Source organism: Nocardia nova NBRC 15556, assembly GCF_001613005.1.
Classification (GTDB): Bacteria; Actinomycetota; Actinomycetes; order Mycobacteriales; family Mycobacteriaceae; genus Nocardia; species Nocardia nova.
On sequence record NZ_BDBN01000184.1, the window covers coordinates 1 to 1,871 of the forward strand.

The 1,871-nt window shown below is 69.3% G+C and carries 2 protein-coding genes; both read right to left on the minus strand.

Going from position 1 to position 1,871, the window contains the following annotated elements; genetic code table 11:
* On the minus strand, nt 1-610 hold a 610-nt coding region (locus tag NN2_RS35600), incomplete at its 3' end, for a shikimate dehydrogenase (protein ID WP_063019656.1).
* A partial coding sequence (locus tag NN2_RS38880; RefSeq protein ID WP_245658991.1) for an endolytic transglycosylase MltG occupies nt 600-1,871 on the minus strand: 1,272 nt, incomplete at its 5' end. The genes NN2_RS38880 and NN2_RS35600, both read right to left, overlap by 11 nt.

The window sequence follows — 1,871 nt, forward strand, 5'->3', positions numbered from 1 at the left end:
CCGGCACCGTGCTGACCACCGCGTCGGCGCGCGCACATGCCGCGCGCACCCGATCGGCGTCGAAGTCGGAGAACTCGGTCGCCATTCCCAGCCGGCGAGCCAGCGCGAGGGTCGGCTCGGCCCGCTCGGCGTCACGGGCGACCACGGTGACCGTCTCGGCGCCGAGTTCGGCCAGCGCCAGCAGTGCCGGTCGCGCGGTACCGCCCGCCCCGAGTACGACCGATCGGCGCACCGTTTCCACGCCGCCGCCCCGCAACGCGCCACGCACGCCGTCCACATCGGTGCAATCGGCTCGCCACCCGGTCGCGGTGCGCACCAAGGTGTTGGCGGAGCCGACCAGAACCGCGCGCTCGGTCCGTTCGCCGGCGTAGTTCAGGGCCGCGACCTTGCCGGGCATCGTCACCGACAGCCCGACCCAGGACGAATCCAAGCTGTCGACGAGGGCGGGCAGTTGCTCGCCGGTGCATTCGATGCGCTCGTAGGTCCAGTCCAGCCCCAGCGCACGATAGGCGGCCAGATGCAATTGCGGGGACCGCGAATGCGCGATCGGACTGCCCAGTACCGCTGCCTTGCGTCCCGATTCCGGCGATCCCGCTCCGTTATCGGCCACTGTCGAGAATTCCGCTCTGCTGGGCGCGTTGGATATTGCGCAGATGTTCGCTGTAGCTTTCGGCGAACATGGTGGTGCCCTGCTTGTCGACGGTGACGAAGTACAGCCACGGTCCCGGCGCCGGATTCTCCACCGCGCGCATGGCATCCAGCGACGGCGAGGAGATCGGCGTGGCCGGCAGCCCCGGCATGGCGTAGGTGTTCCACGGTGTCTTGCGCGCCCGGTCGGCATCCGTGGTGGCGACCTCGGTGCGGTCGAGGGTGTAGTTGACCGTGGAATCCAGCTGCAACGGCTGATCGACCGCGAGCCGATTCACGATCACCCGGGCCACCTTCGACATGTCCTGGGGCAGCGCTTCCCGTTCGACCAGTGAGGCCGCGATCAGCGTCTGATAGGGATTCAGTTTGTTGGTCGCCCCCGACTGCAGCAGTCCGGTCGTCTCGTAGCCGGCGGCACTCTCGCTCACCAGCTGCGCCAGAATCTGCTCGGGCGTGCCCGAAGGATCGAAATCCCAGGTGCCCGCGGCGATCATGCCCTCGAGCTGGCGGGTGCGATCGGGGACCTTGCGCACCGCGTCGACGGCCCAGGCCGGAACGCCCAGCGCGGTCGCGTCGGCCGTGGCCCCGGCGGCATCGAGTTGTTCGTAGGTGACGCATTTCTTGTCCGCACCGGTCCCGACGCAGCTGGCGTCGGCGATCTTGCGGTAGATGCCCTCGTTACGGGCGCCGGTGTTCACATCCGTGGAATCGTGCAGCCGCCGTCCTTCGGAGACCACCACGTTGCCCACCCGGGAGGTCTTCTTCAGCAGGGCCGCGACCGCGTCGGCACCCTTGCTGTGCGTCGGCACCGCGTAATAGCCCGGCTGCACCGAGGTGATGCCCGAATTCCGCACGGCCGCTTGGTAGAAGGCCCCGCTGCTACGGACGACACCCCTTTCGACCATGGTCTGCGAGATCTGTTCGGCGGTGTCACCGGTGTGCACCTGGACCACGGCCAGCGGGCCGGGCGGTCCGTCGAAATCCTCGGGTCCGCCCATCGAGCGGATGAATTTGTATCCGGCGTAACCACCGGCCACCACGAACAGGACGACGAACACGCACCCCAGGACGAGCAGATTCCGGCGGCGACGCTGCCGCTCGGCCGCCTTGCGGGAGGCCACGCGAGTGCGGCGGCTACGCCCACCGGACGAGCCCGACCGTGCCGGTCGGCCCGAGGCACGAGCCTGCGCTCTCCCCGCGGACTTGCCGCCGGAACCGCGGCG